Origin of the sequence: Moorena sp. SIO3A2, assembly GCF_010672265.1 — a bacterium.
GTDB classification, from domain to species: Bacteria; Cyanobacteriota; Cyanobacteriia; order Cyanobacteriales; family Coleofasciculaceae; genus Moorena; species Moorena producens.
Window position 1 is genome coordinate 1 of sequence record NZ_JAAHHC010000074.1, and the last position, 25,137, is coordinate 25,137.

Below are 25,137 nucleotides of genomic sequence, written 5' to 3' on the forward strand. Positions count from 1 at the left end.
TAAATTCTAAATTCTAAATTCTAAATTCTAAATTCTAAATTCTAAATTCTAAATTCTAAATTCTAAATTCTAAATTCTAAATTCTAAATTCTAAATTCTAAATTCTAAATTCTAAATTCTACATTCTTAATTTTGGCTGTTGCCTATCCTTTTAGTCCATCACACCTCCACTATCCCATGACGACGCAATTAGAAAAACCGGAATCGGTAAAGGATGCTGGTCATGTTGAAGAACATGAGCGGCGTTGGCAAGATTACTTCACGTTCAATACCGACCATAAAGTGATTGGGATTCAATACCTGGTCACTTCATTTGTGTTCTATTTCATCGGTGGCGCATTAGCTGGATTAATTCGCACTGAGTTGGCCACACCAGACCCGGATTTATTGAGCCCTTTAACCTACAACCGAGTGTTCACCATGCACGGAACAATTATGTTGTTCCTATGGATTATCCCGGCTGGTGCTGCTTTTGCTAACTATCTGATTCCCTTGATGATTGGGGCAAAGGATATGGCATTCCCCAAGCTGAATGCAGTGGCATTCTGGATGAATGCTGTGGGGGGTTTGCTGTTAATGAGTAGTTTTTTCGTAGGTGCTCCCGAAGCCGGTTGGACCTCTTACCCCCCTTTGAGCTTAATTAGTTCTCAGGTGGGTGAAGAAATTTGGATTTTGAGCATCCTGGTGATCGGGACTTCCTCAGTGCTAGGGGCGCTTAACTTCTTCACTACTATTGTGAAGATGCGCACACCTAGCATGACTATTCATGATATGCCTCTGTTTTGCTGGGCAATGTTAGGAACCTCAATCCTAGTTTTGATTGGTACTCCAGTCCTAGCAGCAGCGTTAATTTTCCTGTCCTTTGATTTAATTGCTGGCACCAATTTCTTTAACCCGGCTGGGGGAGGAGACCCAATTGTCTACCAGCACATGTTCTGGTTTTACTCCCACCCGGCGGTGTACATCATGGTGCTACCGTTCTTTGGGGTAATCTCGGAAATCCTACCGGTACATGCCCGTAAGCCGGTTTTTGGCTATCGTGCGATCGCATACTCCAGTATGTTGATTTGTTTCCTAGGACTAATTGTCTGGGCGCACCATATGTTCACTAGTGGCACTCCTGGTTGGTTGCGGATGTTCTTTATGGCTGCCACCATGCTGATTGCTGTGCCCACAGGGATTAAGGTGTTTAGCTGGGTGGCAACGATTTGGGGCGGAAAAATCAACTTAAATAGTGCCATGCTCTTTGGTATGGGCTTTATCTCGGCATTTTTGATTGGGGGTCTTAGCGGTGTCATGCTCGCTTCCGTTCCCTTTGATGTCCATGTCCATGACACTTATTTCATTGTGGCTCACTTCCACTACGTTCTGTTTGGTGGTAGTGTGCTAGGGTTATTTGGCGCGGTTTATCACTGGTTCCCCAAAATGACCGGGCGAATGGTCAACGAAACCTTAGGACGCATTCACTTTGTGTTGACCTTCATTGGTCTAAACATGACCTTCTTGCCGATGCATGAGCTTGGTCTATTGGGTATGAACCGTAGGGTTGCTATGTATGACCCCCAGTTTCAAAGCCTCAACATGATCTGCACTATTGGCTCCTATCTTCTTGCCGTTTCTACCATACCCTTTGTGATTAATATCATCTGGAGTTTGAACCGTGGTAAGATTGCTGGTCGCAATCCTTGGAGAGCTCTGACATTAGAGTGGCAAACTACCTCTCCTCCTGCCATTGAGAACTTTGACGAGGAACCAATTTTGTGGTCCGGTCCTTACGAATACGGTATCGACAGTTATAGTGTTGACACCGATAAACAGGTCGAGGAGTTGCTGGTTGAAGTTAAAGGAGATGTTGGGTAGGTTAGCAGGTTGAAGGTTGTTCGCGTAGCGTGGCCTTTGGCCAAGGTTGTTCGCGTAGCGTGGCCTTTGGCCAAGGTTGTTCGCGTAGCGTGGCCTTTGGCCAAGGTTGTCTGTCAGAATGTAGAATGTAGAATGTAGAATGTAGAATTAAGAATGTAGAATTCTACATTCTACATTCTTAATTCTTAATTCTTAATTCTTAATTCTTAATTTAACCTCCTAACCTACCCTAATCGAAGCTCAACAGGCACAAATGTCAGCTCAAGATTAATTCAAAGGAATTTATGCAAGGCTCAACGATAGATCCGTCTAAAACTAGCCTCAACTATCATCATGAGGTTGAGGCAGCAGAGGTACATCACGAGGAGCATCCGGATTTTCGGATGTTTGGTTTGGTGGTGTTTCTGGCTGCTGATAGTATGACCTTCTTGGGGATGTTTGCCGCTTTTTTAATTTATAAAGCGACGATGCCAGCTTGGCCTCCAGAGGGTACAGAATTAGAGTTATTGGTGCCAACAATCAACACCATCATCCTGATTACTAGTAGTTTCGTCATGCACCGGGGCCAGAGTGCTATTAAGAAGAATGATGTATCTGGTTTGCGACTCTGGTTTGGAATCACTGCTCTGATGGGTGCGATGTTCTTAGGAGGACAAGTCTATGAGTACACTCATGTAGACTTTGGTCTGACTACTAACTTATTTACCAGTTCTTTCTTTGCCTTAACTGGTTTCCATGGTCTTCATGTTACTTGCGGACTCGGGTTAATTGTGTTAGTATTATTGAGATCGCTAAATTCAAAGCACTACTCCAGTGAAGAGCATTTTGGTGTAGAAGCCGCAGAACTCTACTGGCACTTCGTTGATGTGGTGTGGATTGTTCTGTTTGTAATCGTGTATTTGATTAATTAGTTTCCGCCACAGTTTGGTTAACAAAGTTTTGATGCACTACCCCCGATTGGGGGTTTTTTTTTGGAGGTTAACTGGTTGGAGGTTAGCAGGTTGAAGGTTTGAAGGTTGAAGGTTTGAAGGTTGAAGGTTGAAGGTTGAAGGTTAAGCGGTTGGAGGTTAAGCGGTTGAAGGTTAACAGGTTGAAGGTTAACAGGTTGAAGGTTGAACGCGATCGCGTGGCCAATAGGCCAAGGTTATTTGGTTGAAGGTTGACGCGATCGCGTGGCCAATAGGCCAAGGTTGAAGTTACGTAGGGTGCGTAGGGTGTGTTAGGGGCGGACTTGCCCTTATTTTTCGCCTCGTGGCCAGGGTTGGGATAGTCCGCCCCGTAACGCACCAGCTTTGGGCTCCCACTCATTTTCCGCTTTGTCGCGCCTAGTTAGGATAGTCCGTCCGGAAATGAAACGGGCAAGATGCCCGTTCCACCAAGATGCCTGTTTATGGATGGTGGTAGCGCTAATCCAAACAGGACAGGTGAATTTAACCCGTTGGATTCCTTACAATTTTAATCAATCACTTAGAATTTCTATAGTAGGGAAGGATGTCATCTTGTTTAGGAAAATTTCGATATAAAAAAAACATGATAACGGCAAAGGATATAGCTGCTACAATTGCTTTTTGACCTAATAATGGTTCCATGGAAACTCGATAATCGTTTACCGAAACGAAGTCAACGTTTGAGCTATTATAGTACCGTCCAATCATAAAAATTGTAACAATAGTATTGTAAAGACTATGACAAAGGATTGGTACTATTAAGTTGCCAGTCTTAAAGTATAGAACAGACAATATAGTTCCGGCAATGAATAAGGATACAATATCGAATCGCAAATGGCAAATCGCAAATAATAAAGATGAGGTAACTATTCCGGCTTTTATCCCCCATTTCATTGCCCACTTCTGCAAGATTATTCCACGACAAATAAGCTCTTCCAACAACGGAGCAAAAACAATCGCCGAAAAGCTCCAAGATATTAGCCCTATAACATTTGTAAATTCTAATTCATTAATCGAGTTTTCAATAAAATCTGGGTAAATAAATGAAATATAATATGAAATTAAGGAATTAAAGCCCCAAGCAAAAGCATAGTTTAAAAAAACTATTAAAATAATTAATTTCCAATTAATTATTGGCTTTAAACTCCCAAAATTCAAAATCCCAAATTTTTCAACATCGAATCCTAGTATTCGGATATATCTAAATAAAAATAATCCTATAAATAAGTATGTAATGGTGACATATAATTCAGGTAATATATCCCAGGTAGCATTTGAAAATAAATCAATAAAATCACTGCCCTTTACCAAGGAAAATAATCCAATAATTAACAATATAATTATAAATATTGTTAAAATTAAAATTGGGAAAGCTATCGAGTAATATAATAAAAATTCAGGAATATTAAGCTTATTAAAGGGGAACTTTATTGAGTCATTACCCAATGACCCTTCTGAATAAAAATTTGTTCTCTTTTCCGGAAAAAGTAATAGGAATGATAATCCCAAAATACTTAATAATCCGAACCATCCCCACTTACTTGCATATCCCTTGTCGTAACTATATAGACGGCATCCTTTGAGAAGAGGTATATATCCATATATAAATGTTGAGATAATTAAATGAAATAAAACTCCAGGGAATGGTGATGACCAATCTTCAAAAGCTGCTAAAATTAATCCAAACGTGAATAACGGAATAAACTGGAAAGCTAATCCACAAAGAATTAGATTGAAAGATTCATTTTTGGAATTGGTATTCTTGATGTTCATTGGCTCGGTAGGTAATATACTATAATCGTTTCATACCAATGGCATAGAGAGGATTGACAAAAACAGAGGGAGTGGGCAAGCTTGAAAGCAGAAACCACTCATCGGTTATCAACATGCCAAGAATTAACTTCCCCATCCAGAAAGCCCTGTGGGATAGCTGATGTCAAGTGGTTAATTGGAGCCACTTTGGACATCTAACCACCTGTATTGGCATAATGATAGCCCTGATAGAAACAAGGAGCTTGAAGAAACAGCATGACAAACGTCTTGATCCCCTTGAATTCCAACTGCAAACACCACTGCTATTCTTCCTAAATTTTTTCACTCAATCAGGATTATTTGGTTAAAGGTTGTTCGCCTTTGGCGTTGCCGTAGGGTAGGTGAACCGGTTTAAGGTGATCTTAATTGACTAGAATAAGGATTCTCATAGTAATTAGATACACAAGATTTTTTCCCGATTCCCGATTCCCTACTCCCGATTCTCGATTCTCGACTCCCGATTCCCGACTCCCGACTCCCGATTCCCGACTCCCGACTCCCTATTCCCTATTCCCTTGACTAAATGATTGCCCCTATTGAGAGATTACTCACAACTCCTTGTAACAAACGATTTACTCCTCAAGTTATCTTTTGGTTTAGCCTCAGCCTAACCTTTACCGTAGTGTATAGCTTGCTAGCACTAAGGGAAGCGTTCAGCGGTGAGTATATTGTCCAAGATGATGCACGACAACATATATTTTGGATGATGCGATTTCTTGATCCAGAGCTGTTTCCTAAAGACTTAATTGCTGATTACTTTCAAACGGTTGCTCCAGCTGGGTACACTACAGTCTATCGAATCATAGCAGCATTGGGTGTTAATCCATTGCTATTTAACAAACTCTTACCGGTAGTGTTGAATCTGGTTAGCGCTAGCTATTGCTTTTGGGTATGTCTGGAATTGTTGCCAGTACCAGCAGCAGCCTTTAGTGCTACCTTGTTGCTGTCTCAAGCCTTGGGCATGACTGATACGGTGGTGTCTGGAACACCGAAGGCGTTTGTCTATCCCCTGTTGTTGGGGTTTATGTATTACCTAGTGCGGGGGTCATTGTGGTTTTGTTTGGGTGCGATCGCACTCCAAGGTCTATTCTATCCCCAGTTAGTATTTATTTCTTCCGGTACCTTAGTTTTACGACTATTTGAATGGCGCAATGGTAAGTTAGGCTTATCCCAAGAGCGACGTTGGTTGTGTCTGGCGGGATTGATAGTAGCCTTTTTGGTGATGCTGCCCTATGCCCTGAAAACCAATGAGTTTGGTCCAGTGATTTCTGTAGCTGAAGCGAGACAGTTACCAGAGTTTTTTCCAGGGGGGCGATCGCGTTTTTTTTATGATGATGATCCCGCTAAGTTTTGGTTAAAAGGTAGAAGCGGACTTCGTCTGACTTCGATTCTTACTCCAGCTACTAATGGCGCGGGATTTTTACTGCTGCTCTTGCCCTTATTTCCCAATAAATTTCCGTTAGTGAAGCAGATCAGTAAAGAAATTATCCTTTTGCTCCAGATGGTCATAGCCTCTCTTGGGATGTTTGTTGCTGCTCATGTTTTGCTATTTAAATTGCATCTTCCTAGTCGCTATACTCAACATAGTCTGAGAGTGATCATGGTGCTAAGTGCTGGTATAGTTTTTATCATTCTGATTGATAGCGTAGTTAAATGGGCAAGCCAGCCTAGCCAAAGCGGTTTTTCTGGAATTTTTTCTATACCTAACGTTTTGGCGATAGCAACTACTACGATAATTGCAGCAGCATTACTATTATATCCTAGTTTTGTGGATGATTTTCCCATTACTGCGTATAAAGTCGGGGATACTCCATCGTTGTATAAATATTTTCAACAACAACCGAAAGATAGCTTAATTGCTTCTCTGTCTCCAGAGATGAATAATATCCCCACCTTTGCTCAGCGTTCTGTGTTGGTAGCCAGTGAATATGCTATTCCTTACCACGTCGGATATTATCAGAAATTTCGACAACGAACTCTAGATTTAATTGATGCCCAATATAGTGCTAATCTATCAGTTGTTAAGGAGTTTATTAAAACCTATGATATTGATTTTTGGGTACTAAACCCAATCGAGTTAAGGGCTGATGCTATTCAAGATCGAAAGTGGTTGAATCAGTATCAGCCAGCCGCTAATCATGCTATTGAACAACTTGAACAAGGGATAAAACCTGCTTTGGAACAAGTGATGGCATCCTGTTCGGTGTTTGAAACTAAGGGATTGGTGGTTTTGGAGGCGAAATGTATTGTTGATAGCTAAGCTATCAGCTATCAGCTATCAGCTATCAGCTATCAGCTATCAGCTCGCGAATGGCTGACGGCTGAAAGCTGACGGCACCTCAAGCAGCGTGCGCGTAGCGCATATGCTTACCTTACCTATTTTAAAAAAATCTATATTACTTGATTAAATTACTGCTCCCTAAATTTCACTAATAGCTAATCGTTAAAATTGCCAAAAGTAAATTTTTGGTTTGTTAAAAACTGTTAAAAATACCAGAAATAATCTTGACACATTATGATTTATTAGTAATAATAAAAATGTCTGGTATTTCGAGATGATTATCGGACAAAAAGCCGCGCTTCTTGAGACGATCATTCCAACAGCGCGGCTTATTCCCCAAGGACATTGGAGATAATTCCATCATGCCAAAAAAACGCTCAACTGATCATGCTATCTACTATCAGCGATACCTAGACCGCCTGGCACAACTAGCAGGCAATAAACCCACCCGCCCAAAATCCTATCCTCGTCCCCTAACTGACCTAGACCGTATCCTGATCCAAATGTACAGTCACTGGCAACTGGCCATGACACCAAAGGAGTTCATCTCGAAATGGGAGGTCAGTCGAGAAGACATAGCATTAATCTGCTCCCGCTCCATCAGTACAGTTAACAGCTGGTTTGCTGGAACTAAGCGCTATAAGGCTCCTGCTGCTGAGGTTTTACGACATCTTGCTCTGATGGACTTTTTGTTAGAAAATTTCGATGCTATTCCCAGGGAGTTGTTGGAGCGATTATGTGGAAATAATCTTGAAGGTTATTCGCCCTAGGGATAGTGGTAAACAGGTAGACACCGTGGTGCGTTACGGGCAGCAACCTAACCCTGGCTATCGAGAAAATGAGGGCTCGCCCTTCCCTAACGCACCCTACGTAACTGTCGGGGTTTACACATCAATAACCTAAAGACTTCTGTTTACAATAAAACTTACTAGTTTATTTACCTAATGATCATGTCAAATCAAGCTTTAACAGATTATTTCAACTTTCTTGCTCCTACTGATATTCGCCTCAAAGGAACAAGAATTGGTATTGAAACCATATTATATGACTATCTAGACTGTCATAAAACCCCAGAAGAAATTGCTCAAGCTTATACATCATTAACCCTAGAACAAGTCTACGCTACTATCCTCTATTACCTGCAAAATCAAAACGCTGTCAGCGAATATATGAAAAACTGGCTCTTTCATTGTCATACCATGAGGGAGCAGCAACGACTCAATCCGCCTCCTGTTTCCGAGAAACTGCGCCAATTAAGAGCAATAATAAAAGCTAGGCAACAAGGGAATGAGTCTTAACTATCTAATTGATGAAAATGTTAATTCTCTCTATCCGTAAACATTTAGTCATCAGCTATTAGCTAATGCGCTACGCGAACAGCTATCAGCAAGTTGATTACAACGTTCAGATAAACAAGGGAAAAAGCCCTTTAGATTTATTCTCAACCAATCAAAAGCAATTGTTACCAACTCATATCTTATTCTCTACCCCAAGCCAGATTTGGAAAACGCCATAAACCAAAATCAAAACTTGGACAAATTGCTGATAGAAGCTCTTAACCAGATTACTGGGAAAGCTATGGTTGCTGAAGGGAGAGTTTATGCTGGAGCGATGTATAAATTAGAACCGAAGGAACTGGCTAATGTGCCAGCATTTGAGCTACAGGGGTTGGTATCAAAAGGATCTAAGTAAGAGAGCACTCGGAGAGTTGTTAGCGATGCAGCGCCACCAAAGGGGAGCCAGTGAGGTTTTGGGGTCCCCCCCATGAGCAACTGGCGTGGTTTACCCCATTAGCGACGCCATCAAGACAAAGATTTCAAAATTCATAAGCAAAAATACTTATCCCATGAATCTTATATCCAGTAGGCATTTGACAATAAGATCGGTTTACCCTGGAGTTTGACAAGCTAATATTTATCCCCAGATAAGTGGGGATAATTGGATTGAAAGATTAGTTTGATGTTGAAGCGATCGCCTGTCAATCTCTAAATGTAAATTTTTATAACAAAATCCCCATTTATGCAACACAGGTAGATCAATACATGATATCTATATAAGTAGGTAATTATTACAAATTTCCAAAAATCCCTTGACAGAATAGGCTTTTTCGAGATAATCTGCATATATCTCGAAGGGCTTAGCATTTCAGATTTTTTAGAGTCATATGGGATCTAACTATGGACTCATTCTGATTGGCAGCTCTTGGTAATGCTCCTAATCTGGAAATGGTCGATGTAAGAGGTATTCTTAAAAAGCCAGTGAGTCTACCACTGACTCGTCTACCCTTCTAGAAGGCTACGTCCACACAACCCTAGGTGAGACTATCACCATCACCGGCTCCTGATTATAGGAGCCATTGTCGGGTGCATCTCAAAGTTGTAATTCTATCACTTAGGGTTGTAAATCTATAACTTAGGGAAGTGGAGGAGTGTTTTAGCCTTCAATTATCGTAGTCATTGGTACCTCTACCACAGTGTATCTGTGTGATTTACTGTGTTTTGCCTCGTTGCCATGTAGGTGGAGTAGTGCCAGATTTTCATAATAGAAAGACTCAGCCAGAATCAGTTTCGCAGGCCGTTTCTGGCTGCTGTCCTTGTGACAACTAACAACATTAACACGGCTCTTAAAGAGCCGATAATACCCCATGCTAGCATATCAAAATCCCGATTTCAATGTGGAAGTTAGCGAGGTTGTTGCTACTGAAGGTGTTCCATCAACTCTCCCTACACCTTCTGGTAATGGCGGGCTACCTATCCCCCTGAGGCAAGGTGGAATAGCGGTGGCCATAATTTTTGCCTTAACCCTGTTATTAAAAACAACTATCGAATCGATAACCAAGTTAGTTAAAGAGGCAAAGGACGATTGATCACTGAATAGCCTCAATTGATCAACTTGGGTTATCCTCGTTAATTCCCTTTAATCCCCAAATAGTCTAAACAACTATCTGGGAAATGGTTTTGGTTACTGACAGTAAGCAATCAGCAATCAGCAATCAGCAATCAGCTTTCAGCTATCAGTTATCAGCAATCAGCTATCAGTTATCAGTTATCAGCAATCAGTCATTGGCCGTAGGCCATACTACTTGAAGTACTTTTGAATAAAATAAGCTGACGGCTGACCGCTGACCGCTGACCCCTGACCCCTGACCCCTGACGGCTGACCGCTGACGTCAAGAAGTCAGGTTTAAGCAGTCCCTTAAAGATCCCACATCACTGGATTATCATCTATATGATCGGTAACCAACCGTCCAATCTGATCAATGTCTTGTAGCTCATCAGCAGATAGCTTAACCTCAACAGCTTGAGCATTTTGAATAACTTGGTCACTATTTCGGAATCCTGCGATCGCATTCGTTTGTGGCTGAGACATCAACCATGCCAGAGACAACTGAGCCAGGGTACACTGATGACGCTCTGCAATTGGTCGTAGCTGAGCTAATGCTTGCTGTGCTCGTTGATAGTTATCACCGTTGAACAACTTATTTTTGCTGCGATGATCCCCTTCCTGAAACTTGTGCTCTGGACCAAACTTGCCAGTTAATAATCCCTGAGCTAAGGAAGAATAGGCAATAATCGAGATATTGTGCTCTACACAATAAGGCATAGCATCTTGCTCCACCTGACGCCAAAACAGAGAGTAGGGAGGCTGCAAGCTATCAATTCGTCCGTACTGAGAAGCTTCTGCTAACTGGCTGCGGGAAAAATTGGAGACTCCAATTGCCCGAATTTTGCCTTGCTCTTTCAACCTATTGAGAGCGCTCATGGTTTCCTCAATTGGCACTACCTCACTTTGAAAGGTGCCAGAAGGCCAGTGAATCTGGTAGAGGTCGATATAATCTGTCTTCAGGTTTTTTAAGGAACCCTCACAAGCCTCGATCACCTGGTCATATTTAAGATGATTTGGAAACACTTTGGTAGCATATACCACTTGGTCTCGTACTTCTGCTAGAGCCTGACCAACAATTTGTTCCGAGTGACCCTGCCCGTAAATTTCTGCAGTATCAACCGTAGTTATCCCCGCCTCAAATCCTGCTCGCAGCCCTTTTATGGTCTCAGCATCTTCAATGCCTACCCACCTAGATTTACCGGCCTGCCAAGTGCCCATGATAATCGGGGTAATTTTTACCTCCGAAGTGCCTAAGGCTTTGGTTTCCATCCTTAACTCCTCTAACTTTTTCGGCCTTACTTAATAATGGAATGATTTTAAGAGTTTTCTGGAATGGGCATCAGGCGTGGAATGGGCATCAGGCGTGGAATGGGCATCTTGCTGTGGAATGGGCATCAGGCGTGGAACAGGCATCTTGCCTGTTTCCTGCTTAGGGCAGGCAGGATGCCTACCCCACTCTTATTCATTCAAAAATTCAGCAAGGAGACTTTTAGCTGTTTCCGGATTGACTTTCAATACTGCCAAACTGCTCATTCTCCAAAATAGCAATATCCTTGATCGAGTTTTCCAGCCATTCCTGAATAGGTGGCTCCCATCCGGATTTAACCGTTTTCTTTATAAAACATTGTAAAGTCAGGAATCTGGTTTAATATATTCCCGGGTCAAAAAAAAATTAAGCAAAAGCATGAACATAGTTTTAATACTTGTCACCTGTCCTGATAATGCTGTTGCCCATAATCTGTCTCATCAGCTTCTGGAGCGTAGAGAGGCAGCATGTGTGAACATTATTCCCGGGATATCTTCAGTTTATTGGTGGGAGGGTGAGGTTGAGTCTGATTCTGAAGTGCTGCTACTCATCAAAACAACTACGGAGCTGATCTCTAAAGCAGAGCAGACTGTAACTAATTATCATCCCTACGATACCCCTGAATTTGTGGTACTAAGTACACAGCATGTCAACGAACAGTATGCAGCTTGGGTGATTAATAATGTCGCTACTCAAGCATAACTGGCGATAGTTGAGCAGGAGATGGTACTGAATCAGAGTTTTGGGACAAATTAGCTTGATTGTGTACTAGGTTTATATACAAAGAGAGCACAAAGCAAGTTTGTTAGTTTTAAGCGTACGCTAAATCAAAAATTGCCAATAACCCATTAGACCGCGAAAGACTTTTGCAAAAGGTCTAATGTTTCGCCAGGGCTATCAATTGTGGGGGCAAAATTGGGCATGGCTATGGGAGCTCAATCATAGCCACAATAAGCAACGCCTCAATTTGAATTATACAAGCAGACCCCACATACTCCAAGCAAACACAGACTGGTAATACCAACCATGGAAATATTTACCTATGAACTCCCAACAGAGTTTATCGCCCAACGTCCGATTCAACCGCCTGAAGCGGCAAAGCTTCTGATTACCTCTCCAGATGCAGAGATAGAGGAAACAACCTTCGCTTCTCTCCCTCAACATCTTGGCTCTCGTGATCTCTTGGTGTTTAACGATACGGCTCCCAACATTCGACAGGGATCGGGGGACTACCAAGACAAGATCGATGATCAGACAATCTTTGCAAATAAAGCTGGTTCTGTTGCAGTGCCGACGGCAAGTTTGCACTTTACACCCGAACTTATTAGTCAACTACGTGCTAGTGGGAAGCAGGTGGAGTTTGTGACGCTACAGGTCGGGAGTTCCAGCTCTCTTTGCATTGAATCTAGGCAAAAACCTTCCTCTGAACAGTTCGAGGTCTCCCAAGAAACGTTAAACCGTTTACATAGATGGAAAGAGGCGGGTGGGCGTGTCATTGCTGTTGGAACAACGGTTGTTCGGGCTCTTGAAAGCGCTGTTCGTGGTATGAGTGGCCAAACAAATCTTTTTATTACCCCCGGTTTCCGGTTTGAGCTCGTTGGGGGTGTCATTACCAATTTTCACGAACCACAGACGACTCATCTGCTGCTTGTTGAAGCATTCCTTGGACGAAAGCGACTTGAAGAAGTGTATCAATATGCTCTTCAACACCGTTTTCGGTTTTTAAGCTACGGTGATGGAATGTTGATTACTATCTGAGCCACCCTTCAGGGCTGAGCACTGAGCACTGACCGCTGAGTGCTTACTTTTCACCTGCTCCCATCTGATTCTCCTGCTAACTCTCTAATTTCCTCCCGATCAAGTCCAGTGATATTAGCAACTTGTTCAATATCCATCCCTGATTTCAACAGATTGACTACAATTTGTTTCACTTGTTGCTGGGCTTGTTCTTTTGCTTCCCGTTCCTGTTCTGTATCAGTCAGAAGCCAATTTCCGGAACCATCACACCAGCGCAACCAATTACGAGTTATCCCCGCATACTCTCCCCACCACAATCCCACACCTATGTCTAGTTCTGGAATCCAAATCTGGGGTGGATCAGCTAAAATACCTTGCTCTTGGTAACCAGCTCCGACTAATTTGAAAAACCGAATTTGGTTGGTATAGCGACTAAACACGAGATAATAAGGTACCCGTAATCGTTGCTCATAGACTTCCCACTTGGAAGGAATAGTTTGATGGGTAAGCTCACTGCTACTATTACTAGTTTTATTACTATCGTGTAGTTGAATCTTATCACTATTTCCAGCAACTCTTCTAGATGCTTCAGATTCTTGCTCTAGATTATCCCCTAAATCATCTTTTGCAGTTGTGGGTGACAGCAATTCTACAATTACAAAGGGATTAACTCCTTCTTGCCAAATTACATAGCTAGATCTAATATCAGTGCCCTCGTATAAACGGGGAACTCCCACTACTAAAAACCAATCTGGACGTTTATACCATTGAGGATGGCGCACATCATAGTAAAGATTTAAATCTGTACCAATAAATACTTCCTCAGAAGGGTAATACTGACAACGAAAGGTGCGACTTAATAATTCGGGTTGTAAATCGTGAAATTCGTCTGGCAAACCAGGTTCCTCCGGATTCTCACTCGGCAGATCATACATGGTAGGTAGGGTTTCTTTAGGAGAAGCAGGAGCTTCACTTTGGGGAATCCAGTTTTTAGTCATTTTTTTAGGGAATCGGGAATCGGGAATCGGGAATCGGGAATCGGGAATCGGGAATCGGGAACAGGAAATCGGGAATCGGTAATAGTAGGAAATACAGATTATTTTGGTTATTATAATTCAATTGAAATACATTGTTTTTTTTGAGTTTTTTTTAATGGCTAATATTATAGCGTTTATTATTATGATCAGGTACATTCAATTTTATTACCCCTGCTCCCTGCTCCCTGGTCCCTGCTCCCTAAAACCCAAGACTTTGCTCCTTACCTAATTGATATCTCCTATATGTTGTTTTCTAACCCAAGCCCTAAACGCCCGTAATGTTGCTGTTTCGCCATCAACTAAACTTTGGTTAATAAACCTAGGTATAGCATTCAAAGGCATCCAAGGGAAGGTTGGACTCTGATTTACTTGATTATAAATTAAAATCGGTTGTTGTAGCACAAAAACTTCTAAGTTTTGTCCATTATAACGCCACAATTCAGGGACACCAAGCGCTGCATAAATAGGACGCTTATCTAAAGAACCACTGGTTATATCGATTTCTAATACTAAATCAGGCGGTGGGTCATGATCTAAATTAATAGTTTGCTTATGTCTTACCAATGGCTCATTTTGGAGATAGTAACAGGAGTCAGGTTCTGCCCCTTTTAATCGTGTTTCTCGCTTAAGAGTCAAGGAGCCAAAGGTTTTGATAGTTAGATTTAACTCATCAGCGATCGCACCAATCAAGCGTTCAATAAAGCGGTTATTATTTTCATGGGGGCCTAAGGGAGTCATAATTTCTAATGTTCCGTCATCGTAAGCCAAGCGAGTGGAGCGGTCTTCTCCTAATTCTGTGAGTAATTGTTCAAATATCTGCCAACTGACATTTTTGCAAATTACCCGGTGTTCAGCCAGTTCATAATTTCCTGTGATCATGGTATAGGATTACCTCTTTAGGATTACTTTTATTGATAGCAGTGCTCAATTGGTTGAGTAACTTTTGTACTGGTCTTTAGGGAGTCGGGAGTCGGGAGCGGTGCGACCCGTGATGGCGAGGGATTGCTCGCCATCACGGAAAGCGCACCGAGGGAGTCGGGAATCGGGAGTAGTAGCAAAGGTATCAGAGTTTTTTTGAGTTATTCTAAATCAATTTTAATACATATTACTAAAAATAACTATAGTAGTTTATATTTTAAAATAGTTACTTTATTTTTAATTGATAGGGTTACTTTTTGAATGTTACTCTATAAGAGTATAGCGTTTATTATTCTGATCAGGTACAGTCAACTTTCTTCCCCCTGCTCCGAACGCGTAGCGTGGCCTACGGCCTCAGTCCCTGCTCCGAAGTCCCTATTCGAGGTTTATTTTAAGCACCTCAAGTAGCGTGAGCTTTTAGCTCACGGCTGACCGCTGAATGCTTGCTTTTTGACAAATGATTTAAGATTGCAATAGAAGCTGAAGGAAATGCGATCGCTATGATTGAAGAACAACCAATTACCGAAAGAACACTAGTACTAGAACCAGGTACATTGTGGCCGAAACTGAAAGCACAAACCCAACACGCTCTTGAATGTAAAGCACTCCACTCCATAGCGACAGAATACGAATTCGTAGAACAGGAGGGTATTCGCTTCCTGGTGCGGATTTTGTCTAATCTGGTATGGAAAGACAAAGCCAAGAAGAAGCAAGACGAAAAAACAGCTACTTCATCGAAGGATTTCAACCCTTTTCTTCCCTACGAACAAGATTTATTTGTAGCAGACCTTTCCGACACCCACCTGTGTCTGTTGAACAAATACAACGTAGTTGACCATCACCTGCTGATCATCACCCGTGCCTTCGAGGAGCAAGATACTTGGCTGACCTTGCAGGATTTTGCAGCTATGTGGGCATGTCTTGGGGAAATTGATGGCTTGGCTTTCTATAATGCTGGAAAGATTGGTGGTGCGAGTCAACGACACAAGCACTTGCAACTAGTTCCTCTGCCCCTAGCTCCTGAAGGAGTTAACATCCCGATCGAAAATGCGATCGCATCAGCTAACTTTCAGGACTCTGTTGGCACCATCCCAACCCTGCCCTTCATCCATGCTATTGCTGAGCTTGACCCTAGTTGGGTAAACTCTCCGTGGGATGCCGCTCAAGCCACCCTTGATTTGTACCATAGATTACTGAGTGCAGTGGGGTTGCCATGGAATAATGCCAATGGTAACAAGCAATCTGGTGCCTACAATCTCCTCGCCACAAGGCAATGGATGTTGCTTTTACCCCGTTCTCAACCAGATTTCCAGTCAATTGGGGTCAATTCCCTCGGATTTGCCGGAGCTCTCCTAGTCCGAAACCAAGAGCAAATGAAACGTCTGAAAGACCAAGGTCCAATGACAATTTTGAGAAACGTTGCTGTTACTTGGTAATTAAGGAAAGGGAACAGCGGATCTGGGAGTAGGGAGTAGGGAGTCGGGGTAAGAAACTTGAATGTACCTCATTAGGATAAAAAAAGCTATAATTGCCAATTTTAAGGTATTTCTTTTCAAGTATCCTTTTTATATTTTAGATTAGCGTTTATCGGAGTTATGAGGTACAGTATTCTTTGATGCTAATTCCCTTAAAACCATCTTTACTATAGCATTTATAAATAGCTCATTAACAATCTTGATGATTGATCATAACATCAAAAACTCTTTGGATCTCTTTCCTATTTCTCCCTGCTCCGAAGTCCCTACTCCCTACTCCCTACTCCCTACTCCCTACTCCCTACTCCCTACTCCCTACTACCTACTCCCTACTCCCTACTACCTACTCCCTACTCCCTACTCCCTGTTCCCTATTCCCTGTTCCCTTTGCTATAGTTTCAATTATCCCCTAATTATCGTAGTTAGCATGATCAAGAAAATTACTCTTGATTCTATCTGGTTTAGAAATTTACTGATCATCGTAATCGTACTGGGAGTAGTCTTTAGATTTTACAACCTAGACCGTAAAGTTTACTGGTACGACGAGACTATGACCTCCCTTCGAATTTCTGGTCACACTCGAACCGAACTAGTAGAAACAATTTTCGATGGTCAGATTATCAGCGTAGAAAATTTGTTAAAATACTACCAATTTCCTAATCATAAAAAAGATATCAATGACACCATTAATTCCCTAGCAGGTAATCCAGAACATTCGCCCCTTTACTACCTAATGGCGAGGTTATGGTTACAAACCTTTGGCAATTCCGTAGTAACTATTAGACTGCTATCAGTAATAATTAGCTTATTAGCATTGCCCTGTGCTTACTGGCTGTGTTTAGAACTATTTGGTTCAAAATTAATCGGGTGGGTAGCTGTTGCCATAATTGCTATTTCTCCCTTTCATGTTTTGTATGCCCAAGAAGCCCGAGAATATAGTTTATGGACTGTTAGCATTTTGCTTTCTAGTGCAGTCCTATTATGGGCAATGAATTATTCTAGAATAAAGCAATTCATTAAAAAACCTTATCAATGGATTATCTATAGCTTTACTGTTGCCTTAGCACTTTATACTCACCCTTTCTCAGCCTTTGTCTTAATTGGACAGGGATTGTATGTATTAATTACCGAAGGTGGTCGCTGGACTAAGCGAGTAACTAGCTATTTACTAGCCTCCTTAGGAGGAGTATTGCTATTCTCCCCTTGGCTAATCATTGTTATCACTAATTTCTCCAAATTTATCGCTAATACTGACTCAGTTAATCATAGTCGTTCAGGCTTCTTACCCCTATTTTGGACCTTAAACCTCAGTCGGATTTTCTTTGATGTTAACCAAGGCATCCATCCTTTGAGTCCCCTCCACTATCTCAGTTTATTTTTAGCAGTATACGCCCTCTACTATCTTTGTCGTAAGGCTCCTCAGCATGCTTGGGTATTTATTATTACCTTAATTGGAGTGACAGGAATTGCTATAATCGGTCCAGATTTGCTCTTAGGTGGTCGCCGTTCTAGCATTACTCGCTATGCTATTCCCTGTTATCTAGGTATTCAGTTAGCTATTGCTTATTTCCTGACAACCCAAGCTAAAAACTCAGGAAAACTTACCAAAGATAAGGGAAAAAAGGGATTGCCCACCATGGGCATGATGAATGGAAATTTAGCAAATACCGAAGATAGACAAGATGGGCAAGTAAGGGGTGACCATGACATGGTGCCCATGGAAAAAACCCGAAAAAATCCTAAAACTTGGAAGTCTATAGCAATTGCTCTGGCATTTAGCGGCATACTCTCCTGTATCGTCAGCTCTCAACTGCCAGTTTGGTGGCACAAGAGCTATGCAAAGAGTCGCAATAATCCCCCCGTAGCCGCTTGGATTAATCAAATCCCACAACCACTCTTGATCAGTAATGAAATTCCCGGTAGGGTTCTATCTCTGTGTCATCTACTTCGTCCGGATGTACAGCTGATGTTATTGGATAAATCCAATAGCTCTACCAACATACCGGAGATTCCGGAGGGTTTCAAAAATGTTTTACTTTATCGACCGTCAGAGGAATTGCGTCAGGGAATTGAAACCACCCATAACTATAGGGTTAAACCTACGGATCAATCTTGGCTCTGGAAACTATCAAGATAGGGAGCTTCGTCAGAGAAAAAAAGTAGTAGTCTTATCTGCCTGATCCCGAGTTGCATTCACACCATTGAGACATAGCACCTTCTTCCATCTCCTCCCCCTTTGCCCCTTCTTCCTAATCATGATTGGGAATGGTGATATCCTCTTGAAACGCACTTGGTATTAGGCACCTATAACTGATACCCCTACTCCCTGTATTTCCCTGATAAATTAAGATGACGATGCCCCCATATTCCCTCGGAACTCCAGTTGTAAGGTGCAAACCAATCAAGATGAGTAACTCTCCCAATCCTGGTAATCTACCAGAGCCTACTCCGGAAAATACTCCAGAACCTACGGTAAGTAGAGGGTTTTGGCAGAGGCTGCTACGTCCGGTCTTCATGCTTATGGTCATGATTCTAGTTTCTGGGATAGGGGGCGGAAGCCTTTTTGCTTGGTATTTCATCCAGAAGCAATTAGCACCAACGGTAGAGAAAAATTTATCTAGCTTTCTTAACCGGAAAGTCAATGTCGGACCAGTGGAGGGCTTTTCCCTAAATGGTGTAAGGTTTGGTTCTTCGCAAATACCAGCTACCCCTACGGATCCCGATCATCTTTTTACCGAGGCAGTGAAGGTAAGCTATAACCCCGTTAAACTGCTGTTTACCAGAACTCTAGAACTGGATGTAACCCTAGTTGAACCTAATATATATGTTGAACAGGACAAAGATTTAAACTGGGTGTCTACAGCATTTACACAAACTGCCCAAGATTCTGCGTTTAAGGTAGACCCAAAGGTGGTGCGGTGGCGGGATGCGGATGTGGTGGTGGTGCCAAGATCTGAAGTGGGAATCAAACAACCACCGATGAGATTTACTGAGGTTAGGGGGAAAAGTAAATTTATCGACGGAGGTGAGCTGATTCGCTTTGATGTAAATAGTCAGCCGTTAAGTGGGGGAAATTTAAAGGTTAAGGGAGATTACCGCCTCTCTCAAGAAGAAACTGACTTGCACCTTGATGTCGATAACGTGAGTGCGGCAGAGGTTAGTAAAGTACTTCTGATTCCCCTGAAGCTTCAAGGGGGTAAACTGGGTGGCAACCTGAGAATACAACGGAATAATGCTGAACAGCCTTGGCAGTATTGGGGTACGATCAACTTTTCCGACACCATCGCCCGCTTAGAACCCTTGCCCCAACTGTTCACTGAAAGCAACGGTAAGCTGAGCTTTCGAGGAAGTCAGATTTGGCTCAATAACATAACTACCAGATTCGGTCAAGTACCTGCCCAAATTGGGGGAATGCTGGATATTGAGTCAGGCTACAAGCTCAGAGTAAAAAGCGAACCGGTTGAGATACAGCAGTATGCACAGACGTTTGGGATCAAAGAGCTACCAGTAAAAACTTTAGGTAAAGCACAGGCTACGTTTCAGGTCACTGGAGCTATCGACAACCCGATTGTGATTGGAGAGGCGTTTACCACCACTCCCGCCACCCTTGACCAGGTGAAATTCAGCTCTATTACTGCTGACTTTAGCGTTATTAATACTGAGCTGGCCATTAGAAACTTGCAGGCAAAACCAACAGTGGGTGGCTTAGTCACAGGCAAGGGGGATATCAAATTTATGGATCAGGGGGGGGCAGTATTTGATCTTAAAGCTGTGAATGTGCCTGCGAATGCGATCGCAAAACAGTATGGATTTAATCTACCCATTCCTCTGGGTCGAGTTTATGGCAGAACCCAGATCTTTTCTCCCCTTGACAAGCCCGAGAATTTTCGTGCCACTGGTTATGCTAATCTGCCCATGGGTGATGGTGTTCTCAGAGCTACTAATGTTCAAGTGGGGGGTGGGCGCTGGCAGGGGTTAGTAGAAGCTAAGAATATTTCCGTGGCACCAATCATCAAAACTTTGCCTGCACCATCTCTACCGCCACAATTCTCTGGACCGTTCAATGGTCAATTTAATTTATCCGGTCGTCTTGATTCTTTCCAACCAGAAACCCTCCGTGCTAGCGGTTACGGCAGCGTAACGGTTGATGCTGGTACCTTGCGTGCTACCAAGGTAAAACTGATCAATGGTGGTTTTTCTACCCTAGTCCAAGCCTCTGATATTCCTCTAGAAGCCTTAGCACCAGTACCTTCTGAATTTAAAGGTCCCATCTCAGGGGAGTTGACTATCTCAGGGAATGTTTTGTCTTTGAGTCCTAGCACGATTACCGCTAATGGGTCTGGTAGTTTAGACCTAGCAGCAGGGACTATTAAAGCCGATGCGATCGCGATCGCTAAAGGCAAGTTCCAAGCTCAAGTAGTCGCATCCAATCTCAAGTTAGGTCGTCTCGCCCCCATACCCCCCCAATTCAACGGTCCAGCTTCCGGGGAGTTTACCATCTCAGGAAATGTGGATTCGGTCAGTCCTAGTACGATTACCGCTAGTGGGTCTGGTAGTTTAGATGTAGCAGGAGGAACCATTAAAGCTGATGCTGTCGATATCGCTAATGGCAACTTCCAAGCTCAAGTAGTAGCATCCAATCTCCAGTTAGGTCGTCTCGGACCAATACCTCCGCAATTCAACGGTCCAGCCTCCGGGGAGTTTACCATCTCAGGGAATGTGGATTCGGTAAGTCCTAGCACCATTACCGCTAGTGGGTCTGGTAGTTTAGATGTAGCAGGAGGAACCATTAAAGCTGATGCAGTAGATATCGCTAAAGGTAACTTCAAAGCTCAAGTCGTAGCATCCAATGTCAAGTTAGGTCGTCTCGGACCAATACCATCCCAATTCGACGGTCCAGCGTCCGGGGAGTTTACCATCTCAGGGAATCTAGATTCGGTAAGTCCTAGCACCATTACTGCTAGTGGGTCTGGTACTTTAGATGTGGAAGGGGGTAGAATTCAGGCTTCTCAAATCGATATTGCCAATGGTAACTTCCAGGCCAAGGTACAAACCTCTAACCTCGACTTGGGTGCTCTTGCTCCGGTCCCGCCCCAATTCAATGGCCCTGTTTCCGGGAATGTCACTGTCTCTGGTAATCTAAATAATTTAACCATTGACGCCATTCAGGGCAAAGGGTCTGGACAACTGAATGTTGCTGGTGGTCAATTACTAGGAACAGCTGAGTTTAGCAATGGTAAATTTCAGGGGGTTTTCCAGCCTACTAATCTCCAGTTGTGGGAGATTAATCCCGATTTACGAGGACGTCTCAATGGCAGTGTCAATATTTCTGCTCCGTTGCTATTGACACCAGATAAAGCTCTATCAGCAATCCAAGCTAAGGGTAAGCTTAATTTTAGTAAAGGCATTTCTGTACTTGAGCGTTCCCTAGCCACATCCTTTGACTGGAATGGTCAAAGGCTAGAGATTAAAGAAGCCACAGCCGAGGGATTCAATGCTAATGGTTTTGTCAATCTAAACCCAGGCAGTCAGGGTTTACAAGCAATTAAGACCTTTGATTTCCAGGTACAAGCAGAGAATTTGAATTTGCAACGATTACCGGCTGACCTGCCTTATGCGTTAAATTTAGGAGGCTTAGTCGGTTTTAACGGTCGGATTGCCGGTACTCCTCAAGCTCCGACAATTAACGGTGACTTAAGACTGCGGTACTTTTTTGCTGGTCCTCTGGAGTTTGAATCCCTACTGACAGGTCGAGTAAGTATAGCACCAAAGTCAGGGGTAAATCTCCAGCTAGCAGGGAATCAAGAAAAACTGGAGGTTGTGCTAGACCCCAATTACCAACCCGTATCCTTTTTGGTGCAGTATCAGGACAAGACCGCTAGTGGGATTCGGTCAGGGGATGAGCTACAAATGACCGTGGAGAATCTTCCGATCAATACCATTAAGAGTCTGGCTTTGAGTAGTGGTATGGTAGACGGTCAAAACCTCGAACCATGGTTAAGCAAACCCTTGGCGGGAGACATCTGTGGGAACATGGCTCTGAACCTCAAGACTTTTGGGTCATCCGGTAAAATTGAGATCGCAAATCCCATCTTTGACAACCTCAGAGGTGATATGTTAGAAGGCTTTTTCCAATACCAGCAAGGGACGATGACTCTGACCGATGGCTTGTTTGAAAAAGGTGATAGTCAATACTTATTTGCTGCCAACGTCACCCCAACCCCCAACGGCCCAGAATTTAACGGGGAACTCCAGGCTAAGCTCGGAGAAATCCAGGATGTTCTAACTACCCTACAACTATTTGAGATCACTGACCTAGGTCGAGGCTTCCAAACCCCCGTCTACGGCACAGCCGCTGATCTTGCCGTTAGTGGAGTAGGTAATTCACAAAATGGTCTCAAAAAACCCCTGCGGCGGATGTCAGAAATAGTCAAGCTCCTAAACAGACAACGGCAGCAGCGTCAAGAGAGCTTTCTGTTACCAGAGCTTACCGAGCTCAATGGTGCTTTTACTGGCAGTATCAGTCTGGTCGGTTCAGTCAAAGATGGCATCCGTGCTGAATTTAATTTCCAAGGGGAAAACTGGCAATGGGGTTCCTATAAAGCTGAGACAATTATTGCCCAAGGAAATTTTGCAGAAGGGGTACTGAATCTTTTACCTGTGCGGATTCAATCGGGTCAGAGCCTAGCCACCTTGTCCGGTAGTATCAGTGAACTTGGTCCATCGGGTCAGCTCAGGCTCAAGAAAGTCCCGGTTTCCTTGATTCGAGAAGTGTTCAGATTTCCTAGCTCTGTTGGTTATGGAGGATTTGTTGATGCCACAGCGGACTTTTATGGAAGTCTCAGCAATCCCCAAGCCAGGGGAGCAATATCGGTCGTGGATGCCAGTTTAAACCAAACACCCCTCGAATCCATCAAAGGCAGCTTTAGTTACAAGAATGCGCGGTTGAACGTCTTTGCCCAAAGTTTTCTGACCAAAGAGTCTGAACCCCTAACTGTAAATGCCAAAATCCCCTACAAGTTACCCTTTGCCGAAGTAGAGCCAGAAAATCGGCAAGTCAGTGTACAACTCAAGGTTGAAAACGAAGGACTTGCCCGATTAAATATGCTTACCAATCAACAAATCGCTTGGGTTGATGGTAAAGGACAAGTAGATTTAGATATTTCTGGTACCTTTGACCAAGACCAAGATTGGCTACAGCAACTGGAGCAACTTACCGTTGTCGGTAACATTAATGTAGAAGACGCTACTATTGCTGCCCAAGCTTTACCAGAACCCCTGACAGAAGTCAATGGCAAAATCCGGTTTAACTTCAACCGCATGGAAATTGTAGACAGCTTACAAGGGAATTTTGGTGGTGGTAAATTAGTAGCGGTAGGGAATTTGCCCTTGCGAGACCTACCTAGAGCATTAGAGAATCCCCTCACCGTTGACCTGAATCAACTAGCCATCAATCTCAAAGGGATTTACAGTGGTGGTGTTAAAGGTAAGACTATTATTACTGGGACTCTATTTAATCCTAGAATTGGTGGTTACATCGAATTGTTTGATGGTCGAGTACCCATTTCTGAATCTCAAACTGCCCCGAGCGGGAGTAGCGGATCTGCAGGTGAGGAACTAATAGAGTTCAATAACTTACAGTTAACCTTAGGTAAAAACATCCTAGTTCGACAGCTACCAGTATTAGATTTTCTCGCCAGCGGTACCCTTCTAATTAATGGGGACATGAGTGATATTAGACCAGAAGGAACCATTCAGCTGCTGCGCGGTCAGGTGAATCTGTTTACCACCCAGTTTCGCCTTGATAAAAATTACAACAACAACGCCCGATTTGTAGCCACTCTTGGCAGAGACCCAGAGTTAGATGTGCAGATGGTGGCATCAGTAATTGAGTCTAGGAAACAACCCATTACCAGTGAAACCTTTGCTAATGAAATTAGCGATCGCCCAACTAATTTTGGCACTACAGAAACTATTCGGGTTCAAGCAAAAGTAAAAGGGCTAGCAAGTCAGCTCTTTGACCGAGTGGAACTCAATAGTATGCCAAAACGTAGTGAAGGGGAAATTGTTGCCCTATTAGGGGGTGGCTTTGTGGATACCTTGGGTCGAGGCAATAGTACCTTGGGTTTGGCCAACTTAGCTGGGTCAGCACTACTGAGTAATGTCAGCAACCTGATTGGTGATGCCGCAGGATTAGATGAGTTTCGCCTGTTCCCCACTACAGTTACAGATGATAATAGGCGCACTGATAGGTTAGAGCTAGGTGCTGAAGCGGGGATTAATATTACTAATAATTTATCATTTTCGTTGTTAAAAGTGTTGACTACTGATCAGCCAATTCAGTACAACTTGCGCTATCGAGTTAATGAAGAAATTCTGCTGCGCGGTGCTACGGATTTTTCAGACGATACCAAGATAACTGTAGAGTATGAAAATCGATTTTAATTAGAATTTAGAATTTAGAATTTAGAATTTAGAATTTAGAATTTAGAATTGGGAATTTAGAATTTAGAATTTAGAATTGGGAATCGGGAATCGGGAATCGGGAATCGGGGTAAGAGGCGTAGGGTGCGTGATATAGCACTACGCGCTACTGTTAGGACATTCCTAAACTCCGAAACCTAGTCCTAGCTTGCTTTTGACTTCTGACTTCTGACTTCTGACTTCTGACTTCTGACTTCTGACTTCTGACTTCTGACTTCTGACTTCTGACTTCTGCTATAAAGGTCGCGCCTTGTTGAGACAGCCCGCCCCGGATGCTGTTGGTGAAATATTTCTTAACAAACCAAGAAGCCCCCTCAGCCCTCACCCCCAGCCCCTCTCCCAACCTTGGGAGAGGGGAGCAGATTACGGCAGAATAAGGGTTTCACGAATTCGC

The 25,137-nt window shown here is 43.0% G+C and carries 23 protein-coding genes; 15 read left to right on the top strand and 8 right to left on the bottom strand.

Annotation, left to right across the window (positions count from 1 at the left end; genetic code table 11):
* Positions 1-177: 177 nt before the first annotated feature.
* Positions 178-1,860 carry a cytochrome c oxidase subunit I gene (gene ctaD, locus F6K64_RS35295; protein WP_008186858.1) on the top strand — a complete coding sequence of 561 codons (1,683 nt, stop codon included), beginning with the start codon at positions 178-180 and terminating at the stop codon, positions 1,858-1,860.
* On the opposite strand, the gene F6K64_RS35300 is transcribed toward ctaD, so the two are convergent.
* Positions 1,794-1,964 (bottom strand): hypothetical protein, encoded by a 171-nt coding sequence (locus tag F6K64_RS35300; protein WP_287267827.1) that lies wholly within the window; start codon positions 1,962-1,964, stop codon positions 1,794-1,796. The genes ctaD and F6K64_RS35300 overlap by 67 nt on opposite strands.
* A gap of 180 nt (positions 1,965-2,144) precedes the next feature.
* Here F6K64_RS35300 and F6K64_RS35305 point away from each other — a divergent pair, with 180 nt between their 5' ends.
* Positions 2,145-2,771, top strand: coding sequence for a cytochrome c oxidase subunit 3 (locus tag F6K64_RS35305; RefSeq protein WP_008186856.1), 627 nt, complete (start codon positions 2,145-2,147; stop codon positions 2,769-2,771).
* A gap of 82 nt (positions 2,772-2,853) precedes the next feature.
* Here the strand turns inward: F6K64_RS35305 and F6K64_RS35310 are convergent, their stop codons facing one another.
* Positions 2,854-3,168 (bottom strand): hypothetical protein, encoded by a 315-nt coding sequence (locus F6K64_RS35310; RefSeq protein ID WP_287267829.1) that lies wholly within the window; start codon positions 3,166-3,168, stop codon positions 2,854-2,856.
* Between the two features lie 155 nt (positions 3,169-3,323).
* A complete protein-coding gene (locus tag F6K64_RS35315; protein ID WP_287267830.1) occupies positions 3,324-4,580 on the bottom strand; it encodes a CPBP family intramembrane glutamic endopeptidase in 1,257 nt (418 codons plus the stop codon).
* 405 nt (positions 4,581-4,985) lie between these two features.
* Between F6K64_RS35315 and F6K64_RS35320 the strand changes: the two genes are divergently transcribed.
* The 7 genes from F6K64_RS35320 to F6K64_RS35350 all read left to right on the top strand — a co-directional run bounded on the left by F6K64_RS35320 (position 4,986) and on the right by F6K64_RS35350 (position 9,986).
* Positions 4,986-5,138 (top strand): hypothetical protein, encoded by a 153-nt coding sequence (locus F6K64_RS35320; RefSeq protein WP_287267832.1) that lies wholly within the window; start codon positions 4,986-4,988, stop codon positions 5,136-5,138.
* Positions 5,139-5,142: 4 nt separating this feature from the next.
* Positions 5,143-6,879: a hypothetical protein gene (locus F6K64_RS35325; protein ID WP_008186850.1), complete on the top strand. Its 1,737-nt coding sequence runs from the start codon at positions 5,143-5,145 to the stop codon at positions 6,877-6,879.
* A gap of 383 nt (positions 6,880-7,262) precedes the next feature.
* Positions 7,263-7,670, top strand: coding sequence for a hypothetical protein (locus tag F6K64_RS35330; RefSeq protein ID WP_008186848.1), 408 nt, complete (start codon positions 7,263-7,265; stop codon positions 7,668-7,670).
* A gap of 180 nt (positions 7,671-7,850) precedes the next feature.
* Positions 7,851-8,198: a DUF433 domain-containing protein gene (locus F6K64_RS35335; protein ID WP_008186846.1), complete on the top strand. Its 348-nt coding sequence runs from the start codon at positions 7,851-7,853 to the stop codon at positions 8,196-8,198.
* 139 nt (positions 8,199-8,337) lie between these two features.
* On the top strand, positions 8,338-8,592 hold the full coding sequence (locus F6K64_RS35340) for a hypothetical protein (protein WP_502708098.1): 255 nt from the start codon (positions 8,338-8,340) through the stop codon (positions 8,590-8,592).
* 952 nt (positions 8,593-9,544) lie between these two features.
* On the top strand, positions 9,545-9,766 hold the full coding sequence (locus F6K64_RS35345; protein ID WP_071107167.1) for a hypothetical protein: 222 nt from the start codon (positions 9,545-9,547) through the stop codon (positions 9,764-9,766).
* 85 nt (positions 9,767-9,851) lie between these two features.
* Entirely contained in the window at positions 9,852-9,986 is a 135-nt protein-coding gene (locus F6K64_RS35350; RefSeq protein ID WP_008186840.1) for a hypothetical protein, read from the top strand.
* Between the two features lie 109 nt (positions 9,987-10,095).
* On the opposite strand, the gene F6K64_RS35355 is transcribed toward F6K64_RS35350, so the two are convergent.
* A complete protein-coding gene (locus F6K64_RS35355) occupies positions 10,096-11,055 on the bottom strand; it encodes an aldo/keto reductase (protein ID WP_287267836.1) in 960 nt (319 codons plus the stop codon).
* Positions 11,056-11,096: 41 nt separating this feature from the next.
* Here F6K64_RS35355 and F6K64_RS35360 point away from each other — a divergent pair, with 41 nt between their 5' ends.
* The 3 genes from F6K64_RS35360 to F6K64_RS35370 all read left to right on the top strand — a co-directional run bounded on the left by F6K64_RS35360 (position 11,097) and on the right by F6K64_RS35370 (position 12,850).
* A complete protein-coding gene (locus F6K64_RS35360; protein WP_267872061.1) occupies positions 11,097-11,219 on the top strand; it encodes a hypothetical protein in 123 nt (40 codons plus the stop codon).
* Positions 11,220-11,470: 251 nt separating this feature from the next.
* On the top strand, positions 11,471-11,794 hold the full coding sequence (gene cutA / locus F6K64_RS35365; protein ID WP_008186832.1) for a divalent-cation tolerance protein CutA: 324 nt from the start codon (positions 11,471-11,473) through the stop codon (positions 11,792-11,794).
* A 324-nt stretch (positions 11,795-12,118) separates the two neighbouring features.
* On the top strand, positions 12,119-12,850 hold the full coding sequence (locus tag F6K64_RS35370; RefSeq protein WP_008186829.1) for an S-adenosylmethionine:tRNA ribosyltransferase-isomerase: 732 nt from the start codon (positions 12,119-12,121) through the stop codon (positions 12,848-12,850).
* A gap of 50 nt (positions 12,851-12,900) precedes the next feature.
* Here the strand turns inward: F6K64_RS35370 and F6K64_RS35375 are convergent, their stop codons facing one another.
* The 3 genes from F6K64_RS35375 to F6K64_RS35385 all read right to left on the bottom strand — a co-directional run bounded on the left by F6K64_RS35375 (position 12,901) and on the right by F6K64_RS35385 (position 14,924).
* Positions 12,901-13,827: a Uma2 family endonuclease gene (locus tag F6K64_RS35375; protein ID WP_287267838.1), complete on the bottom strand. Its 927-nt coding sequence runs from the start codon at positions 13,825-13,827 to the stop codon at positions 12,901-12,903.
* A gap of 264 nt (positions 13,828-14,091) precedes the next feature.
* Entirely contained in the window at positions 14,092-14,745 is a 654-nt protein-coding gene (locus F6K64_RS35380) for a Uma2 family endonuclease (protein WP_287255167.1), read from the bottom strand.
* 29 nt (positions 14,746-14,774) lie between these two features.
* Positions 14,775-14,924, bottom strand: a complete 150-nt coding sequence (locus F6K64_RS35385) for a hypothetical protein (RefSeq protein ID WP_287267840.1) — start codon at positions 14,922-14,924, stop codon at positions 14,775-14,777.
* A 360-nt stretch (positions 14,925-15,284) separates the two neighbouring features.
* On the opposite strand from F6K64_RS35385, the gene F6K64_RS35390 reads away from it, so the two are divergent.
* The 3 genes from F6K64_RS35390 (at position 15,285) to F6K64_RS35400 (ending at position 24,704) form a co-directional block, all read left to right on the top strand.
* On the top strand, positions 15,285-16,220 hold the full coding sequence (locus tag F6K64_RS35390) for an ATP adenylyltransferase family protein (RefSeq protein WP_008186820.1): 936 nt from the start codon (positions 15,285-15,287) through the stop codon (positions 16,218-16,220).
* A 241-nt stretch (positions 16,221-16,461) separates the two neighbouring features.
* Entirely contained in the window at positions 16,462-18,396 is a 1,935-nt protein-coding gene (locus tag F6K64_RS35395; RefSeq protein ID WP_287267842.1) for a glycosyltransferase family 39 protein, read from the top strand.
* 269 nt (positions 18,397-18,665) lie between these two features.
* Entirely contained in the window at positions 18,666-24,704 is a 6,039-nt protein-coding gene (locus tag F6K64_RS35400) for a translocation/assembly module TamB domain-containing protein (RefSeq protein ID WP_008186814.1), read from the top strand.
* Positions 24,705-24,855: 151 nt separating this feature from the next.
* On the opposite strand, the gene F6K64_RS35405 is transcribed toward F6K64_RS35400, so the two are convergent.
* Entirely contained in the window at positions 24,856-25,068 is a 213-nt protein-coding gene (locus F6K64_RS35405; RefSeq protein WP_287248059.1) for a hypothetical protein, read from the bottom strand.
* Between the last annotated feature and the right edge of the window lie 69 nt (positions 25,069-25,137).

What these genes read in the sequence shown, in the direction of transcription:
- F6K64_RS35350 (WP_008186840.1), top strand. Translation starts at nt 9,852, where the DNA reads ATGGTTTTGGTTACTGACAGTAAGCAATCAGCAATCAGCAATCAGCAA.
- cutA (WP_008186832.1), top strand. Translation starts at nt 11,471, where the DNA reads ATGAACATAGTTTTAATACTTGTCACCTGTCCTGATAATGCTGTTGCC.
- F6K64_RS35305 (WP_008186856.1), top strand. Translation starts at nt 2,145, where the DNA reads ATGCAAGGCTCAACGATAGATCCGTCTAAAACTAGCCTCAACTATCAT.
- F6K64_RS35315 (WP_287267830.1), bottom strand. Translation starts at nt 4,580, where the DNA reads ATGAACATCAAGAATACCAATTCCAAAAATGAATCTTTCAATCTAATT.
- F6K64_RS35400 (WP_008186814.1), top strand. Translation starts at nt 18,666, where the DNA reads ATGAGTAACTCTCCCAATCCTGGTAATCTACCAGAGCCTACTCCGGAA.
- ctaD (WP_008186858.1), top strand. Translation starts at nt 178, where the DNA reads ATGACGACGCAATTAGAAAAACCGGAATCGGTAAAGGATGCTGGTCAT.
- F6K64_RS35310 (WP_287267829.1), bottom strand. Translation starts at nt 3,168, where the DNA reads ATGAGTGGGAGCCCAAAGCTGGTGCGTTACGGGGCGGACTATCCCAAC.
- F6K64_RS35360 (WP_267872061.1), top strand. Translation starts at nt 11,097, where the DNA reads ATGATTTTAAGAGTTTTCTGGAATGGGCATCAGGCGTGGAATGGGCAT.
- F6K64_RS35370 (WP_008186829.1), top strand. Translation starts at nt 12,119, where the DNA reads ATGGAAATATTTACCTATGAACTCCCAACAGAGTTTATCGCCCAACGT.
- F6K64_RS35380 (WP_287255167.1), bottom strand. Translation starts at nt 14,745, where the DNA reads ATGATCACAGGAAATTATGAACTGGCTGAACACCGGGTAATTTGCAAA.
- F6K64_RS35325 (WP_008186850.1), top strand. Translation starts at nt 5,143, where the DNA reads ATGATTGCCCCTATTGAGAGATTACTCACAACTCCTTGTAACAAACGA.
- F6K64_RS35330 (WP_008186848.1), top strand. Translation starts at nt 7,263, where the DNA reads ATGCCAAAAAAACGCTCAACTGATCATGCTATCTACTATCAGCGATAC.
- F6K64_RS35355 (WP_287267836.1), bottom strand. Translation starts at nt 11,055, where the DNA reads ATGGAAACCAAAGCCTTAGGCACTTCGGAGGTAAAAATTACCCCGATT.
- F6K64_RS35345 (WP_071107167.1), top strand. Translation starts at nt 9,545, where the DNA reads ATGCTAGCATATCAAAATCCCGATTTCAATGTGGAAGTTAGCGAGGTT.
- F6K64_RS35395 (WP_287267842.1), top strand. Translation starts at nt 16,462, where the DNA reads ATGATTGATCATAACATCAAAAACTCTTTGGATCTCTTTCCTATTTCT.
- F6K64_RS35335 (WP_008186846.1), top strand. Translation starts at nt 7,851, where the DNA reads ATGTCAAATCAAGCTTTAACAGATTATTTCAACTTTCTTGCTCCTACT.
- F6K64_RS35375 (WP_287267838.1), bottom strand. Translation starts at nt 13,827, where the DNA reads ATGACTAAAAACTGGATTCCCCAAAGTGAAGCTCCTGCTTCTCCTAAA.
- F6K64_RS35390 (WP_008186820.1), top strand. Translation starts at nt 15,285, where the DNA reads ATGATTGAAGAACAACCAATTACCGAAAGAACACTAGTACTAGAACCA.